Raw genomic sequence first — 15,871 nt, 5'->3', positions numbered from 1 at the left:
AAAGTTTAACGAGTTGTACTTATTTGTCAGATTATGTATATTCACTCGAAATTTTGCTTTAAAGCCAATAGAGTTGTTAGTCTTGAGCGTGCGTCTGCAGATCTAAACAGCCTTGACGGTTAATTTTGAACTAACAACAATAATTCTTCATCATTGGCTCTGCAGTAGAAATAAACCCAGAAGTTAGGAAGTAAGATGTCGAACGATTTAGTGCAAGAACAAAAGGAGCCACCAAAGCACTCCTCCGCCTTTAATCGCTTTTTAGCGGGCGTGGAATGGCTTGGTAACTGTTTACCGCACCCTATCACCCTATTCGCGTTATTTTGTGTATTTATCATTGTTATCAGTGGTGTTGCCAGTTTATTCGATTTAAGTGTTATTGATCCCCGCCCTGAAGGCACCGCGGGTCGCGCAGCAGATGGCGTGATCAGTGTTGTTAATTTATTCAGTGGCGACGGTTTGCAGATGATTGTCGCAAACTTGGTCACCAACTTTACCGGATTTGCGCCATTAGGAACCGTTTTGGTCGCCTTATTAGGTGTCGCTATTGCCGAAAAGTCAGGACTACTTGAAACCGCAATGCGCACACTTGTGATGGGCTCATCAAAGAAGATGGTGACATTCACTATCGTCTTTGCCGGTATCATTTCTAACACCGCATCCGAACTTGGTTATGTGGTTTTAATTCCACTTGCGGCGATGATCTTCCACTCGTTAGGTCGCCACCCATTAGCAGGCCTTGCAGCAGCGTTTGCCGGCGTATCTGGCGGATACAGCGCCAACTTATTACTAGGAACCGTGGATCCGTTACTCGCTGGTATCACCACCGCGGCAGCGCAACTTATTGAGCCAGGTTACAATGTCGGTCCAGAAGCAAACTACTACTTTATGTTTGTCTCAGTATTTCTTATCTCTGGTGTTGGTACCTATGTTACCGAGAAAATCGTTGAACCTCGCCTTGGCAAATACAACGAGCAAGAAGCATCTATAGACCTTAACGCTCAAAAGATTACAGAAGTTACCGCGAAAGAGAAAAAAGCGCTGAAAATGGCTGGTATTGCCTTTGCTGTGCTATGTGGTGTGCTAGCGTTGACCATCGTTCCAGAATGGGGCATTTTACGTCATCCTGAAACCGGAGAAGTGAAGAACTCGCCGTTTTTAAAAGGTATCGTTGCCTTTATCTTTGTCACATTCGCAATCCCAGGTTATGTCTACGGCCGTTATGCTGGCACGATGCGTACTGACCGCGATGTCATTAAAGCCATGAGTGACAATATGGGCACCATGGGTATGTATATTGTATTGGTATTTTTTGCCGCACAATTTGTTGCCCTATTCAAATGGTCAAACTTAGGTACCATCCTTGCCATCAAAGGCTCGCAACTGATTCAAGCCATGGGCTTAGCGGGTCCTGAGCTGTTTATCATCTTTATTTTAATGTGTGGTTTTATCAACTTAATGTTGGGAAGTGCCTCGGCACAATGGGCCGTAACCGCGCCGATTTTTGTACCCATGTTGATGTTGGTAGGTTACTCACCAGAAGTCATTCAAACCGCGTACCGTATTGGTGACTCGGTAACAAACCTGATTACCCCAATGATGAGTTATTTTGGCTTAATATTGGCGGTTGCGGTGCGTTACAAGAAAGACTTGGGCATAGGTACGTTAATTGCCACCATGCTGCCTTACACAATATTTTTTGTGATTGGTTGGTCTACCCTGTTCTATTTATGGGTGTTCTTATTCGGCATGCCTGTGGGGCCTGGTTCACCGACCTTCTACCCAATCGGCTAAAACCAATGACTCTCGAAAAAGGCTTAACCACTAGTGCAGTGGTTAAGCCTTTTTTATTGCCTCTGACTCTCACTTTATCGCGTTCAATGGCACGTACTAACGCCACGTACTAAAGTCTAGTAGTGCTTAGTAGTGCTTAGTAGTGTTTACATTAATTGGCGCAAAACCCGCTATAACGAATACCGCTTAACTTTGCCATGTCATGATGCCACGTGGCTAAATCATCGCGGTTAAATTTTGACAATGCGTTGTGCCCACAAGCTTGTGCCATTACCTGCATCAAAGAGACCGAGGCTTTGACTTCATCAATCGACTGCGACAACATCAGGACCTTCTTTACCTTTATCACTGGCATTGAATTGCTTATGTGAGCCATCACAAAATGGCGGGTTCAAGCTGTGTTTGCATTGGCAAAAGTATTGGTCACCATCTTGCTCAGCAGTATAACGCTGAGGCTTAAACGACGTACCGGCATGCGAGCCATCACAAAACGGTTGCGATTTAGAACGACCACAAGTGCAGAAGAAATAATCGCTATCTTTTTCAAGCTCTACTTTGATTGGTTTATTGTCGGCGATAACGGGCTTGGACATTTGCCCCCCAGAGTTAAGTTACTTGGATTCACTTAACTATAGGTGGGCAATAACACTTTAGACAAATTAACGGGGCAACTGCGTGTTCACCCTATTTAACACCTAAAGAAGTTAATAATAAGCGCTATGATCAGCGATCCCATTCAGTATCTAGCCAAGTATACATAGTCAGACCGTAACTCGCGGCTAGCAACACCTGTTTTGCGTCTTCCGTTAAATCGTCTTTTAACCAAATTTTGGGGTCACCGACCAAAGATATACTTGCCAATTGTTGCTGGTCTTTAAAAACATTTAAGCCGGCGTAGGGTTGCACAAAATCAGGAAAGGAATGCTTCTCGATACCCTGTTGCCCTTGTACCAAGGCGATTCGCTCATCGACACCGCTTACATTGAACGCTTGTTGCTCACTTTTTAAGGCGACCTGCAACTCTTGTTTGGCACCATGGTTTAATGTTAGTTGCCATTGCTTGTCTTGTTGATTAATCAAACAAGATAGAGTGGTTGATAAACGTTGTTCACTTGTGGTTTCCCTATCAAGAGCATCACCATTTTTATCGAGATGTTGCGCATTTACGTCTTTTGATAATATATCGCAAGTTACATCAATTTGCGCTTGCTGAAATTTACTCAACGCAAAGGAAAATGTTTGCTCAGTCATAACCTGTTGCTTTTTAATAAAGTAAGCACTATCGCCGTTAAGCATTGACAGCACGAGGTTTACTTGTGCCTCATCAATATCTTCATGAAGGGGCGTTATCTTACTTTCCCCATCTTTGTGCTCTCGGCTGCTCACTTGCGCGTTACTTATTGCGTATATATCACTCAACTGAGTATTGTAAACAGAGTCAGGAACTCGCCATGTCGGGGTCTTAAAATGATACAGCTGAGATTGATTTTGCATTTCTGCAGTTAAAGGGATGGTGATATCTATGACATTGGCGCAACCTGAAACCAATGTTAACGCGGCGGCAATGACGCTCGTTCTAATCATCGTTATTCCTTATTATTATCCGATGTTGGTAATCGCGGAGGCGTTATTACCTGTTTCAATCCTTGAGGATGATTTCGATAATCATATCGTGATTAGCTCAGCAATATCAAATTGGCGGTGAAGCTTTGTTTGGACATAAAAAAAGCCCAGATAAACATGTTTATCTGGGCTTTCTCATTAACGAATAATTAGATGTTTTTTACATCAATAGCATTTTCTTTAAGTGCCGCTTTACGCTCGCGCTCTTGACGCTTTTCGCATGGATTGTCGCAATTACACTCTTTGTCGATACCAACCGTAGCTAAACCACCACAGCTACCCGCCAAGGTTTTTTGTTGAACAATATAACCAACCGCCATAGCCGCGGCGATAACCACAAAAAAACCAAAAGTTAATAAAAATAATGTCATCACTTTTCTCTCTTTACTTTAACCAAGAGCGAGCTTATTTCTCGGCTAAATACTGCTTAAACTGTTCTGTCATTTGTTCAGTAAAGCCATCGTCCGACTTACTGATCAAATACACCGCAACATTTTGTTGCTCGGCAAACGCTAGGCCCTTGTCTGGGCCCATGACCTCAATCGCTGTCGCTAAGCCATCGGCGGTCATCGCTGATGGATGCAAGACTGTAACCGAGACCAGTTTGTGATCAATAGGCCAGCCTGTGTCAGGATCTATGGTATGAGAATAACGTACACCGTCTTCTTCAAAATAATTGCGATAATCACCTGATGTCGCTACCGCATTATCGCCGGGAATTATAACCTTTTGTACGGCTCGTGTCCCAGAAATTGGCTTCTCTACGGCAATTCGCCAATCCTTACCGGATAGCTTATTGCCTTTAAGGCGCATTTCGCCCCCTATATCGACAATATAGTCGTTATAACCTTGTTGTTCCAAATAGTCTGCGACCATATCAACCGCAAAACCTTTCGCGATTGCCGAAAGGTCGACATAGACTTTGACATCATTCTTGGCAAGCTTACCGCCTTCAAGAGAGATCTTGTTTATACCAATATGCTGTTTGGTACTGGCAATAAGCTCTTTCGCAGGAACAGACTCAGGACGCTTTTCTGGACCAAAGCTCCATAAATTAACCAGCGGGCCGACGGTAACATCAAATGCGCCATCCGTTATCTTGGCCAGACGTATAGATTCGGTCAGCACGCGATCTAGCTCAGCGGAAATGTTGCGACTCTCCATGCCTTGATATCGATTGAATTTAGACAATTCCGATTCGGCATCGTAAGTCGACATTTGTGCGTTAATTTTCTTCAGTAATTTATCAACATTTTCAGCCAGCATTTGTTGCTCAACGCGCTGTTTTTCACCAACAACTTTTACGGTGTAAACAATGGGCCCCATTGTACGCCCGGTTAACACGAGCTCTTCAACACCTTGTGTTGCCTGAAGCGTTTGTGCCGCTTGTTTATCGGCTTCACCGCAAGCAATAACGGCTAACGACATAACAGATATAACAAAATACTTTACTGTTTTTCTCATCTGAAGGTTTATCCTGATTAAAAACTGCCCGCATTATACAGACTTCAAAGGGTCAGATCACTTGAAACTAGCTCAGTTACCCGTTAATTCACTGCTTTGCTGCTTTGCAATAAGCTGGTAGAAACAAAAAGAGCGCCAATTAGGCGCCCTTTAATTAGCAGATGTTTCGATTAACCACCGAAGTCATCTAGCATGATGTTTTCGTCTTCAACACCCAAATCTTTTAGCATACCGATAACAGCAGCGTTCATCATTGGAGGACCACACATGTAGAACTCACAATCTTCTGGTGCTTCGTGGTCTTTCAGGTATTGTTCAAACAGAACGTTGTGAATAAAACCAGTTAGGCCATCCCAGTTATCTTCTGGTTGTGGGTCAGATAGAGCCACGTGCCAATCGAAGTTATCATTTTCATCCGCAAGCATGTTGTAATCATCTTCATAGAACATCTCACGCAATGAACGTGCACCGTACCAGAAGCTCATCTTACGCTTAGACTTAAGACGTTTAAGTTGGTCAAAGATATGAGAACGCATTGGCGCCATACCTGCACCACCGCCGATAAATACCATTTCAGCATCAGTGTCTTTGGCGAAGAACTCACCAAATGGACCTGAAATCGTTACTTTATCGCCTGGCTTAAGGTTAAAGATGAACGATGACATTTTACCTGCAGGTAAGTGTAAACGACCAGGAGGCGGCGTAGCGATACGCACGTTAAGCATGATAATGCCTTCTTCTTCCGGGTAGTTAGCCATTGAGTAAGCACGTAATGTTGGCTCATCAACTTTTGACTCTACGTCGAAGAAACCAAAGTGTTCCCAATCGCCACGGTATTGCTCTTCAATATCAAAATCAGAGTATTTAACGTGATGTGCAGGTGCTTCGATTTGAATGTAACCACCAGCGCGGAAAGGTACTGACTCGCCATCAGGGATACCAAGTTTAAGCTCTTTAATGAAGGTAGCTTTGTTATCGTTAGAGATAACTTCACATTCCCATTGTTGAACACCGAAGATTTCATCTTCTACTTCAATATCCATGTCTTGCTTAACAGCAACCTGACATGATAAACGACAACCTTCTTTGGCTTCACGTTTAGTAATGTGACCCATTTCAGTAGGAAGAATATCACCACCACCTGAATGAACGTGTACACGACATTGGCCACACGTACCACCGCCACCACAGGCAGATGGTATGAAAATACCTTGGTCAGCTAATGCGCCAAGGAGCTTGCCACCCGCAGCAGTTGTTACTGCTTTTTCAGGGTCGCCGTTAATTGCAATTGTAACATCGCCTTCCGCTACTAGTTTTGACTTGGCAAATAAGATTACCAATACCAAAGCAACAACGATTGCGGTGAACATGCCTACGCCTAGAATAATCTCTTGCATAGTTGTTTTCCTTTAATACTTGATGCCTGGGAGTTTTCACTCCCAGAGCGCATTAACCTTATAACGAGATACCACCAAATGATAAGAAGCCAAAAGCCATCAAACCAGTGGTGATAAACGTAATACCTAAACCTTTCAAACCTGCTGGTACGTCAGAATACTTCATTTTCTCGCGTAAACCCGCAAGTAAAACAATCGCCAACGCCCAACCACAACCTGAACCAAGACCATAAACAACTGACTCACCTAACGTAAGGTTTTTAGCTACCATGAAAGATACCGCACCAAATATTGCACAGTTAACTGTGATAAGTGGTAAGAAGATACCTAATGCTTGATACAAAGCTGGGAAAAATTTATCTAGTACCATCTCAAGGATTTGTACTAACGCCGCGATAACACCGATAAAGGTAATGAACGACAAGAATGATAAATCGACAGTCTCAGTCGGGTCTGTGATACCTAACATGCCGTCAAGTGCACCAGGCGCTAAGATTGCTTGGTAAATGATTTGGTTAACAGGAACCGCAATACCTAGTACTACAATTACCGCTACACCAAGACCCATCGCCGTGCTGACTTTCTTAGATACCGCTAAGAATGTACACATACCTAAGAAGAAACTTAGGGCAATGTTTTCGATAAAAATCGTTTTTACAAATAAGCTAATGTAATGTTCCATGTGCTTAGTCCTTCTCAACTTGCTCTGGCTTGAACTGGCGAATTGCCCAGATAATCAAACCAATGATGAAGAATGAGCTAAATGGTAATACAAGAAGACCATTAGCTTGATACCAGCCGCCATTTTGAATTAGAGGTAAAATCTCAATACCAAATAGCGTGCCGAAACCTAGAAGTTCACGGAAGAATGCAACTAGCATAAGGATAAGACCGTAACCTAAACCGTTACCGATACCATCCATAAAGCTCACTACTGGCTTCTCTTTCATCGCGAATGCTTCAGCACGACCCATTACGATACAGTTAGTAATGATTAGACCAACGAATACCGATAGCTCTTTTGAAAGCTGGTAAGAGAATGCTTTAAGCACTTGGTCAACAACGATTACAAGTGATGCAATGATTGCCATCTGTACGATAATACGAACACTAGATGGAATATGATTACGTATAATAGAGATAAACAGGTTAGAAAACGCTGTTACCAAGATTACCGCAATAGTCATAACCAATGCGTTAGCCATTGAGCTGGTTACAGCTAGCGCTGAACAAATACCCAATACTTGCAATGCGATCGGGTTGTTATCAACGATTGGTTTCGTTAATACATCTTTTGAAGATACTTCACTCATTAGTTAAGCCCCTTTTCGCGAGTTTTAGCGATGAACGGACCATAGCCCTCTTCACCTAACCAAAAGTGGATTGTTTTCTCAACACCAACACTTGTTAACGTTGCACCAGATAGACCATCAACACCGTGAACGTCATCTGCTTTAGCACCGCCTTTAACCATGCGAATCGCAATGTCACCATTGTCGTTGAACATTTTCTTACCAGGCCATAAAGCTTTCCACTTAGGGTTCATAACTTCCGCACCTAAGCCCGGAGTTTCTTTATGATCTGAGTAAACAACAGACTTAACTGTGTTTAAATCTGATTCAAGACCGACAAAACCGTACATTAAGTCCCAAAGACCTGAACCTACGATTGGCAGAATAACTGTTTCAATAGTACCTGCGCCGTTCTTTACGAAGTAAACAACTTGCGTATTTGCACGACGGTTGATGCCAGCGATATCATTTACAGGCTTAGACGATTTGTTTGCATCACGAGCATCACGACGCTCGTCAAACATGTCTGGGTTGCCGTCAATGACTTCACCGGTTGCTACGTCAATCATTTTTGCTTCAACAAATTGATTGTAGGTAGCAACAATGTTGTTACCAGCCATATCTAATAGGCCAGCAGCTTCAAGAATTTTCGTTTGCTTATCAAGTAGCTTGTTTGCCGTTTGTAAAGGCTTAAGCTGAACAGCAGAAACTGATACTAGCGCCGCACAAACCAAACATACTGCTACAACAAAACCAACGGTTTTGCCAAAAGTTTCTTTTTTACTAGACACGTGCAAGTCTCCGTTTGATGTTTGACTGAACGACGAAGTAGTCGAATAGTGGGGCAAACAAGTTAGCGAAAAGAATTGCCAACATCATGCCTTCAGGGAACGCTGGGTTCACAACACGAACCAGAACAACCATGACACCAACTAAGGCACCAAAGAAGTATTTACCGGTGTTGGTGAATGACATCGTTACAGGGTCTGTTGCCATAAACATCATACCAAAGGCAAAACCACCTAATACTAAGTGCCAGTACCAAGGCATAGCAAACATAGTGTTGGTGTCAGAACCAATCGCATTGAACAAGAATGCTGTTGCAACCATACCGCCGAACACACTCAAAACGATACGCCATGAAGCGATTCCTTTATAGAGGATGTACGCGCCGCCAAGGAAAATCGCTAACGTCGATACTTCACCTACAGAACCTGGGATGAAACCGTAAAATGCGTCTAACCAAGCTTGCGAGAAGATTGGTGCGTATTCTAGAGCGCCAGTCGCCGCTGCACCTAGTGCTGTTGCACCAGAGAAACCATCAATAGCAACCCAAACGGTGTCGCCTGAGATTTCAGCTGGGTATGCAAAGAATAGGAATGCACGACCTGCTAATGCCGGGTTAAGGAAGTTTTTACCTGTACCACCAAAGATCTCTTTGGCGATTACAACACCAAAGGTAATACCTAGCGCAGCCTGCCATAAAGGAATGGTTGCCGGTAAAATCAATGCAAATAAGATTGAGGTTACAAAGAAACCTTCGTTAACTTCATGCTTACGAACAGCTGCGAATAGTACTTCCCAAAAACCACCTACAATAAACACTGTTATGTAGATAGGTAGGAAGAAAAAGGCACCATAGGCCATTTTCGCAATCCAGCCGGATTGAGCCGTTAGCTCACCACCAAATAAGCTAAATAAGCTTACTTGCCAGCTATCAGGTAGTGCATAACCTGCCGCTAATGCATCAACAGCTTGATGACCGATATTGAACATACCAAAGAACATGGCAGGGAAAACCGCTAGCCATACAGTGATCATGATACGTTTCAAGTCGATACTGTCACGAATGTGAGTTTTACCCTTGGTTACATAACCTGGGGTAAATAAGCCCGTAGCAACGGCTTCGTATAACGCGAACCATTTCTCGTGCTTGCCGCCTTTCTCAAAATGCGGCTCAATGTCTTCAATAAACTTTTTCAAGCCCATGACTAACCTTCCTTCTCAATAATGGTTAGGACGTCACGCAACATTACGCCGTAGTCTGTTTTACCAGGACATACGAATGTACATAATGCTAAATCTTCTTCGTCAAGCTCTAGCGCACCAAGCAATTGTGCACTGTCAGAGTCTTTCGCGGCTAAATCGCGCAATAACAACGTCGGAAGAATATCAAGCGGCATAATGCGCTCGTAGTTTCCGATTGGCACCATCGCACGAGGAGAACCATTGGTGGTGGTCGTCATGCTGAATAGCTTGCCTTTAAAGAAGTGTGACATGTAAGCACGGGTAACCGAGAATTTGTTCGGACCTGGGTACATGTAACCGATGAATTCTTTTTCACGGCCTTCTAAAAGCGCTACGACTTGTACGTGGTAACGACCTAAGAATGCGTGAACACCTGCTGCCGTAACACCTTGAAGAGGTGAACCAGAAATAACGCGTACATCGCCTTGTTCCAATTCGCCGGCAATCAACTCATTGGTATTAACACCTAACACAGTGCGTACCAAACGAGGATTCTTTACCGCAGGACCCGCTAGAGCGATAACACGAGTAGAGTCAAGCTTACCAGTAGTGAATAACGTACCGATGGCAATAACGTCTTGGTAACCAACATGCCAAGCCATTTTCTCAGCAGATACTGGTGCTAAGAAATGAATGTGCGTACCAACAAGACCTGCAGGATGAGGACCGGCAAATTCATTTACCGCCGCATTACCCGCTGGGATATCAGCACCAGGTGCTTTTGATACGAACACTTTGCCTTCGGTTAGGGCTGACAATACAGTCAAACCATTAACAAAAGCATCTTTTTGCTCAGCGATGACGACTTGTGGATCAGCGGCTAATGGGTTGGTGTCCATAGCACTAACAAAAATGTTAGTTGCAACACTGCCTAAGGCAGGGATTTTGCTGTATGGACGCGTACGCAAAGCAGTCCACAAACCAGAGTTAACTAGGTTTGTTTCAGCATCTTCGCGAGATACAGACGCTAGCTGATCCGCACTGTAAGCACTAAATGTTTCTTCTTCGTCGTCATTGATTTCAATAACAACAGATTGCAAAACACGCTTTTCACCACGGTTAATTTCTTTAACAACACCAGAAGCCGGAGCTGTGAATTTAACGCCAGGGTTTTTCTTGTCTTCAAAAAGAACCTGACCTTTTTTAACGCTGTCACCTGCTTTTACAAACATGGTTGGGCGCATACCCACAAACTCTTCGCCTAGTGCCGCAACGGTTTTGATGGCCGTACCATCATGGATTACTTGCTGGGGAGCCCCTTTTACAGGAATATCCAGACCTTTTTTTATTGTAATCATAAACACATGCACTTGTTGACAGGAGTTATAGTCACCGAAAATCAACGGCGACCCAGTTTCTTGCCCTGGTAAATTGCTACAACAATTTCCTTTTGGGCAAGGCTTTTAGTTCAAAATTTTTTCGGCGCGAATTTTATCACATAAGGCTATGCAATTTCTATTGATTTGGTGACAATAAGTAACATTTTCGCATCGGACACAAATAACTTTCCTCAGTACGCAAAAAAAACCAATAAAAACAGTAGCTAAGAGAATTGTAATTTTAGTAATAAATTATAGTAGAAAATGAAAAAATAAACGCCCAAAATCGTCAATTTAACGACCTTGGGCGAATATTAAGAATTGAGTAAGAAAACTTATAACAAGTTGTTAATTGGCGCTAGAGGGCTAACGTCAGCGTCGTAATCAACACCATCAACTTCAAAGCCAAACAATTTCATAAATTCATGGTTATAACCAACATAATCGGTTAATTCATCAATAGAGTCCGTATCAACCTGGTCCCAAATCGCTTGCACACGATCTTGTACCGAGTCTTCAAGCTCTTTTAAATTTTGCATGATGCGATTGTGCTCATCCAAATCACGAGACGCTGAATATAGGTTATCGCGGAACAAACCTTGAATTTGCTGAATTGGGTTTTCCTGAGTGCCATCTTGCTTCATCACCTTGAACAGGCCAGAGATGTACAACGGCATAATTGGAATCGCAGAGCTTGCTTGGGTAACAACCGCGTTAAGCGATGTGACAAAAGCTTCACCATCAAGATCAGCCGTTACGTTGCGGATTTCAGTTGCCGCGCGGTCAAGATCTTCTTTGGCACGACCGATAGTAGCTTTACCATATAACGGCCATGTTAATTGCTTACCAATATAGGTGTATGCCACGGTTTTACAGCCTTGAGCAAGAACACCGGCCTCGGTAAGAGCTTTCATCCAAAGCTCCCAATCTTCGCCGCCCATGACTTTGATGGTGCCGTCAATTTCTTCTTCGCTGGCTGGCTCTACTGCCACTTCTTCGATAACACGTTTTGATGTGTTTAACGACTTGGTGGTAAAACCATTGCCGATTGGCTTAAGCGCTGACGCGTATACTTCACCGGTTACAGGGTCAGTACGACGCGGTGCTGCTAGTGAATAAACAACAAGGTCTACTTGGCCAAGATCTTCTTTGATGGTCGCAATGGCACGTTCTTTCAATTCATTTGAGAACGCATCACCGTTAATGTTTTTAGAATAAAGGCCAGCGTCGTCTGCTGCTGCTTCAAATGCAGCGGTGTTGTACCAACCTGCAGAGCCGGTACGTTTTTCAGTAGGTTCTTTTTCAAAGAAAATACCTAATGTTGATGCACCGCCACCGAATGCCGATGTAATACGAGATGCCAGACCGTAACCCGTTGACGCACCGATAACCAATACTTTTTTCGGCATGTTGTCAGCTTGCGGCTGAGACTTTACATAATCGATTTGCTCTTGAACGTGCTGAGCACAACCCGTAGGGTGAGCATTTGTACAAATAAAACCACGTACTTTTGGCTTGATAACCATAGTTAAACCTTTTATTTATTCCGTTACAGGTGACAAACATTGCCACTTATATAAAAAATTGCCGCTATTGTACCTGAAAATCATCGAAATGAGGTCAGAGCAGCAATGGTTTTCATTATTTCATGTGCATCAGATGCTAATCCGGCTACTGACGATTTTGCAGATACGCTTGCTCACTGATTTCATGATAACTCTTGATTGAGTCATAAAAACGCTTATATGAGGTCCACACTTCATTGACCTGTTCGTCATTTGCCGCCATTTCCTCGATAACCACTTTGGTGGTGCTTTTTAGCACTTCAATGACTTGCGGAGGAAAGGTTTTCACTTCGACGCCATGTTCTTCAACCAAGGTTTTTAGTGCCGCGCTGTTACGCGCGGTATATTCACTAAGCATGTCGTCATTAACCGCTCGGGCAGCGACAAGCACGATTTCTTGAAGGTCAGATGGTAAACCATTAAACGCTTTTTCGTTGATTAAAAACTCTAAGGTTGCCGTCGGCTCTTGCCATGCAGTGGAATAGTAATATTTAGCGGCTTTGTAAAAACCAAACGCTAAATCATTGTACGGGCCAACCCATTCCGATGCGTCCAATGCGCCGCTTTGCAGCGATGGGAAAATTTCACCACCCGGCATAGTTACCGGTAACGCACCTGCTCGACTCATAACTTCGCCACCGATGCCACCGATGCGCATTTTTAAGCCTTGTAGATCTTCAACCGAGTTGATTTCTTTGTTGAACCAACCCGCAAACTGCGCGCCGGAGTTACCGCCAGCAACAGGAATAATACCAAACGGTTTATACAGTTGTTGCCAAAGCTCTAAGCCACCGCCGTAATGCAACCAGGCATTAGTCTCTACGGCGTTCATACCAAATGGTACCGCGGCAAAAAATGATGCTGCGGGGATTTTGCCTTTCCAGTAATAGGCACCAGAGTGGCCCATTTCAGCCGTGCCTTCTGCAACGCTGTCGAATACTTCAAAGCCAGGGACTAATTGACCTGCACCGAATACCTCAATGGTTAGACGGCCATTACTCATTTTATTGACATGTTGTGCGAATTTTTCTGGGGCAATGCCTAATCCAGGGAAGTTTTTCGGCCAAGACGTGACCAGTTTCCACTTAAATTTTTGTTGTTTAACTTGAGCTTGCGAGGTTTCGCTTTTCTCTCCACAGGCACTGATAAACAGCAATGAGGTTGCCATCAACACGATACGACTGAATGCTTTCATAATCTCCCTTTCCACACTTACGCATTAAAATTACACTGCATTACGCTGCGCCGAGTCGTCATCCGTCAGTCCACACTAATGCACATAACGGCAAGACCTAGGCAACGTTGCATGTTTTATTGAATATGTATTAGTACCATACTTTTATGGATAAATCTTATCAGGTAGCCAAGTCACTAACTCAGGCCAAATTGACAACGCCAACAGCAATAACAACTGCATAACGATAAACGGAATCACCCCTTTATAGATTTCAGCGGTTTTGATTGCTTTATCGGCGACGCCGCGCAAATAAAATAAAGCAAAACCAAAAGGTGGTGTTAAGAACGAGGTTTGCAGATTTACCGCGATCATGATGCCCAACCACAATGGATTGATATCCATCATCAATAAAATCGGTGCAACAATTGGGATCACCACAAAGGTAATTTCAATAAAATCGAGAATAAACCCCAATAAAAAGATAACCACCATCACCACCAGCATGGCACTAACGGCTCCGCCGGGCAGTTGGTTAAAGAAACTCTGTATTAACTCTTCACCACCGAGTCCGCGAAATACTAAGGAAAACAAACTGGCGCCGATCAGTATTAAGAATACCATGGAAGTTATTTTTAAAGTCGATGTCATAACCGCCTTTAAATTCGTCAGAGTCAATGCGCCATTGAGGGCCGCTAAAATCAACGAGCCAAATGCGCCAACGCCAGCGGCTTCAGTTGGTGTTGCATAACCACCTAAGATAGAGCCTAACACCAAGACAATAAGAATAAGTGGTGGTAACAAGGCGCGCAATAAGCGGCCAATCTGAAGCTTTTCCTGCTCATTACTCACGGTTATGTTGCCAGGACGTAATAGCGTAACGGCAATAGAATAAACAATATACATCGCCACTAAAATCAAACCTGGGATGACCGCGCCGGCAAACAAATCGCCAACACTGATGGTGTCAGGGTTGAAGTTACCTTGCTTTAGCTGAGCCAGTTGATACGAATTCGATAATACGTCGCCTAACAATATTAAGGCAATGGAAGGTGGGATGATTTGCCCTAACGTGCCAGTCGCACAAATAATGCCAGTTGAAAATCGTTGATCGTAACCACGTTTGATCATGGTCGGCAATGACAAAAGCCCCATGGTGACCACCGTCGCGCCAACAATGCCGGTACTGGCGGCTAACAACATCCCCACTAAGGTAACCGATATGGCTAAGCCACCACGAAAGCGACCAAATAACTGTGACATTGAGGTCAGTAGCTCTTCGGCAATTCTAGCCCGTTCTAAGACGGTGCCCATAAACACAAACAAAGGCACAGCCAATAAGGTTTGATTGTTTAAAATACCATAATAGCGCGATGGCAATGCCGATAAAAATGAGCCATCAAAAGCACCAAACACGCTGGCAACAGCAGCAAAGATCAACGCCGTACCGGCCAAAGAAAACGCCACTGGGTAGCCCAGCAGCAACACCAAACAGACGCAAACAAACATCAACAAGGCGAGATATTCCATTACAATAGCTCCTTGTTGGCTGCGCTGTTATTGTGGCGGTCAGCATCACCCTGATGATCTGCACCATTTGCGTTTTGGTCGCATATAATCAACCAATTTCGACCTATTTCGGCCAATCCTTGCAGCGTCAAGGTGAGCACTAATAACCAAATAAGGGTTTTATTGAGATACACCGCCGGCAAACCACCTGGCTCTTTCGAGCTCTCTAATAGCTGCCAAGACAACAAGACGTAATCGATACTAACGTAGAATACAAACAGGCAAACCGGTAACAACAAAAATACCGTACCGAGTAAATTTACCCAGGCTTTTTGTTTAATAGAGAATTGTTGATAGAAAATATCGACCCGCACATGGGCATCATGTTTTAGGGTAAACGCGGCGCCGAGCATAAATACCGCACCATGGGCGTAGAGCACCATTTCTTGCATGGCTATCCAGCCAAGATTGAAACCATAGCGCAACAACACAATCGCAAATGTTAGTACCACAACCACGACAGTTAACCACGCGATTAACTTACCAGTGTATTCCGTGAAGACATCGGCGAGAGAAACAAACCGCCGAACTGCATCTAACTTCATGACGCCTCAAAACCAATATTGTTATTATTATAAAAGCCTATTGATAACAAAATTTTAACCATTAAACCATATCAAAATTACCTGAGCAGCATGTAAAAACG

Annotated in this window: 16 protein-coding genes; 1 reads left to right on the top strand and 15 read right to left on the bottom strand. The window is 43.7% G+C overall.

Annotation, left to right across the window (positions count from 1 at the left end; all coding sequences use genetic code 11):
- The first annotated feature begins 195 nt into the window (after positions 1–195).
- Complete coding sequence (locus E2K93_RS12395; protein WP_135439401.1) at positions 196–1,794, top strand: AbgT family transporter; 1,599 nt, start codon at positions 196–198, stop codon at positions 1,792–1,794.
- Between the two features lie 151 nt (positions 1,795–1,945).
- On the opposite strand, the gene E2K93_RS17705 is transcribed toward E2K93_RS12395, so the two are convergent.
- The 15 genes from E2K93_RS17705 to E2K93_RS12325 form a co-directional block, all read right to left on the bottom strand.
- Complete coding sequence (locus tag E2K93_RS17705; RefSeq protein ID WP_189637768.1) at positions 1,946–2,119, bottom strand: hypothetical protein; 174 nt, start codon at positions 2,117–2,119, stop codon at positions 1,946–1,948.
- Positions 2,100–2,387 (bottom strand): CDGSH iron-sulfur domain-containing protein, encoded by a 288-nt coding sequence (locus tag E2K93_RS12390; protein ID WP_135439400.1) that lies wholly within the window; start codon positions 2,385–2,387, stop codon positions 2,100–2,102. Before E2K93_RS12390 ends, E2K93_RS17705 begins: the two co-directional genes overlap by 20 nt.
- Positions 2,388–2,517: 130 nt before the next feature.
- On the bottom strand, positions 2,518–3,378 hold the full coding sequence (locus E2K93_RS12385; protein ID WP_135439399.1) for a hypothetical protein: 861 nt from the start codon (positions 3,376–3,378) through the stop codon (positions 2,518–2,520).
- A 188-nt stretch (positions 3,379–3,566) separates the two neighbouring features.
- Complete coding sequence (gene nqrM / locus E2K93_RS12380; protein ID WP_135440495.1) at positions 3,567–3,788, bottom strand: (Na+)-NQR maturation NqrM; 222 nt, start codon at positions 3,786–3,788, stop codon at positions 3,567–3,569.
- 34 nt (positions 3,789–3,822) lie between these two features.
- A complete protein-coding gene (locus E2K93_RS12375; protein ID WP_135439398.1) occupies positions 3,823–4,881 on the bottom strand; it encodes an FAD:protein FMN transferase in 1,059 nt (352 codons plus the stop codon).
- 170 nt (positions 4,882–5,051) lie between these two features.
- Positions 5,052–6,278 (bottom strand): NADH:ubiquinone reductase (Na(+)-transporting) subunit F, encoded by a 1,227-nt coding sequence (gene nqrF / locus E2K93_RS12370; RefSeq protein WP_135439397.1) that lies wholly within the window; start codon positions 6,276–6,278, stop codon positions 5,052–5,054.
- Between the two features lie 58 nt (positions 6,279–6,336).
- Complete coding sequence (gene nqrE / locus E2K93_RS12365; RefSeq protein ID WP_135439396.1) at positions 6,337–6,960, bottom strand: NADH:ubiquinone reductase (Na(+)-transporting) subunit E; 624 nt, start codon at positions 6,958–6,960, stop codon at positions 6,337–6,339.
- A 4-nt stretch (positions 6,961–6,964) separates the two neighbouring features.
- Complete coding sequence (locus tag E2K93_RS12360; RefSeq protein ID WP_135439395.1) at positions 6,965–7,591, bottom strand: NADH:ubiquinone reductase (Na(+)-transporting) subunit D; 627 nt, start codon at positions 7,589–7,591, stop codon at positions 6,965–6,967.
- Positions 7,591–8,361, bottom strand: a complete 771-nt coding sequence (locus E2K93_RS12355) for a Na(+)-translocating NADH-quinone reductase subunit C (protein ID WP_135439394.1) — start codon at positions 8,359–8,361, stop codon at positions 7,591–7,593. The genes E2K93_RS12360 and E2K93_RS12355 overlap by 1 nt, the downstream gene beginning before the upstream one ends.
- Positions 8,354–9,559 (bottom strand): NADH:ubiquinone reductase (Na(+)-transporting) subunit B, encoded by a 1,206-nt coding sequence (locus E2K93_RS12350; protein ID WP_135439393.1) that lies wholly within the window; start codon positions 9,557–9,559, stop codon positions 8,354–8,356. The genes E2K93_RS12355 and E2K93_RS12350 overlap by 8 nt, the downstream gene beginning before the upstream one ends.
- Positions 9,560–9,561: 2 nt before the next feature.
- The gene (locus tag E2K93_RS12345) at positions 9,562–10,896 is read right to left on the bottom strand and encodes a Na(+)-translocating NADH-quinone reductase subunit A (RefSeq protein ID WP_135439392.1); all 1,335 of its coding nucleotides are present in this window, start codon (positions 10,894–10,896) and stop codon (positions 9,562–9,564) included.
- Positions 10,897–11,252: 356 nt separating this feature from the next.
- Positions 11,253–12,443, bottom strand: coding sequence for an enoyl-ACP reductase FabV (gene fabV / locus E2K93_RS12340; RefSeq protein WP_135439391.1), 1,191 nt, complete (start codon positions 12,441–12,443; stop codon positions 11,253–11,255).
- A 145-nt stretch (positions 12,444–12,588) separates the two neighbouring features.
- Entirely contained in the window at positions 12,589–13,677 is a 1,089-nt protein-coding gene (locus E2K93_RS12335) for a TRAP transporter substrate-binding protein (RefSeq protein WP_135439390.1), read from the bottom strand.
- A 144-nt stretch (positions 13,678–13,821) separates the two neighbouring features.
- Positions 13,822–15,186, bottom strand: a complete 1,365-nt coding sequence (locus E2K93_RS12330; protein ID WP_135439389.1) for a TRAP transporter large permease — start codon at positions 15,184–15,186, stop codon at positions 13,822–13,824.
- Complete coding sequence (locus tag E2K93_RS12325; RefSeq protein ID WP_135439388.1) at positions 15,186–15,770, bottom strand: TRAP transporter small permease subunit; 585 nt, start codon at positions 15,768–15,770, stop codon at positions 15,186–15,188. The genes E2K93_RS12330 and E2K93_RS12325 overlap by 1 nt, the downstream gene beginning before the upstream one ends.
- Positions 15,771–15,871 lie beyond the last annotated feature (101 nt).

The sequence above is a fragment of the Thalassotalea sp. HSM 43 genome (assembly GCF_004752005.1).
Taxonomy (GTDB): Bacteria; Pseudomonadota; Gammaproteobacteria; order Enterobacterales; family Alteromonadaceae; genus Thalassotalea_A.
Note: the sequence above shows the minus strand (reverse complement) of the source record. Positions and strands in the feature narration are given on the sequence as shown.